The following is a 1,527-nucleotide window of genomic DNA, read 5'->3' as shown; positions in this document are numbered from 1 at the left end:
AAAATTACTCCCTCCAAATGGAGGATGGAGGGAGTAGACTAAAAAATTTCGGGAAATTAGGTTCAAGCAACGGTTCGATCGAAGTATCTGGTAACCAAGGTGTTAACTTAAATAACGGTACGAACTTAACTGCTAAAGAGAATGTAGATGTAACATCTCCGAATGGTTCTGTGAACGTCACTGGTACTAACATTACTTCTACTGACGGTAAAGTTAATATCACCGCTAAAGAGAACACTACTATCGAAAACTCGAATATTAGTGGCAACTAAGGTGTATCGATTAACTCTACTAACGGTACAACTACGATCAATGCTTCGAACGTAAGTTCAAGCAACGGTTCAATTGAAGTATCTGGTAACCAAGGTGTTAACCTAAATAACGGCACTAACCTAACTGCGAAAGAGAATGTAGATATTACTTCTCCTAACGGTTCAGTAAACGTAACTGTTACTAATATCGCTTCAATTGATGGTAAAGTTAATATCACTGCTAAGGAAAACACTACTATCGAGAATTCGAACATTAGTGGTAGCCAAGACGTAAGCATTAACTCTACTAACGGTACAACTACGATCAATGCTTCGAACGTAAGTTCAAGCAACGGTTCAATCGAAGTATCAGGTAATCAAGGCGTTAACATCGGCAATGGTACTAACCTAACCGCTAAAGAAAACGTAGATATTACGTCACCAAACGGTTCGATTAATGTAACAGGTACGAATGTAACTGCACAAACAGGTAAAGTTAACATTACTGCCAAAGAGAACACTACAATCGAGAACTCGAACATTAGTGGTAACCAAGGCGTAAGCATTAACTCTACTAACGGTACAACTACGATTAATGCAAGCAACGTTACTTCTGATAACGGTTCTATTGCAATTAGTGGTAACCAAGGTGTTAACCTAAATAACGGTACTAACTTAACCGCTAAAGAAAACGTAGACGTTACTTCTCCGAACGGTTCTGTGAATGTTACAGGTACTAACATCACTTCTACTGATGGTAAAGTTAACATTACCGCTAAGGAAAACACTACAATCGAAAACTCGAATATTAGTGGTAACCAAGGCGTAACTATTAACTCAACAAACGGTACAACTACGATCAATGCTTCGAACGTAAGTTCAAGCAATGGCTCAATTGAGGTTGCTGGTAACCAAGGAGTTAACCTAAATAACGGTACTAACTTAACTGCAAAAGAGAATGTAGACGTTACATCTCCGAACGGTTCAGTGAACGTTACAGGTACTAACATTACTTCAACTGATGGTAAAGTTAATATCACTGCTAAGGAAAACACTACAATCGAAAACTCGAATATTAGTGGTAACCAAGGTGTAACTATTAACTCTACTAACGGTATTACGACCATCAATGCAAGTAACGTAAGTTCTGGTAATGGTTCGATTGCTATTAGTGGTAACCAAGGTGTTAACATTGGCAATGGTACTAACCTAACTGCTAAGAATGATGTAGATATCACTTCTCCAAACGGTTCGATTAACGTAACAGGTACGAATG

4 protein-coding genes are annotated in these 1,527 nt (G+C 38.3%); 2 read left to right on the top strand and 2 right to left on the bottom strand.

From position 1 onward, the window contains the following. A partial coding sequence (locus CKF58_RS06240) for a hypothetical protein (RefSeq protein ID WP_222987743.1) occupies positions 1 to 272 on the top strand: 272 nt, incomplete at its 5' end. Here the strand turns inward: CKF58_RS06240 and CKF58_RS08455 are convergent. Beyond that, positions 269 to 526: a hypothetical protein gene (locus tag CKF58_RS08455; protein ID WP_222987742.1), complete on the bottom strand. Its 258-nt coding sequence runs from the start codon at positions 524 to 526 to the stop codon at positions 269 to 271. The genes CKF58_RS06240 and CKF58_RS08455 overlap by 4 nt on opposite strands. A gap of 102 nt (positions 527 to 628) precedes the next feature. Next, on the bottom strand, positions 629 to 994 hold the full coding sequence (locus CKF58_RS08450) for a hypothetical protein (protein ID WP_222987741.1): 366 nt from the start codon (positions 992 to 994) through the stop codon (positions 629 to 631). Here CKF58_RS08450 and CKF58_RS08445 point away from each other — a divergent pair. Then, positions 972 to 1,527: hemagglutinin repeat-containing protein (locus tag CKF58_RS08445; protein ID WP_222987740.1), on the top strand; the 556-nt coding region annotated here is incomplete at its 3' end. The two genes, CKF58_RS08450 and CKF58_RS08445, sit on opposite strands and share 23 nt — an antisense overlap.

The sequence above is a fragment of the Psittacicella hinzii genome (genome assembly GCF_003585935.1).
Classification (GTDB): Bacteria; Pseudomonadota; Gammaproteobacteria; order Enterobacterales; family Psittacicellaceae; genus Psittacicella; species Psittacicella hinzii.
The sequence above is the reverse complement of the archived record's forward strand: the minus strand, read 5'-3'. Positions and strand labels throughout refer to the sequence as shown.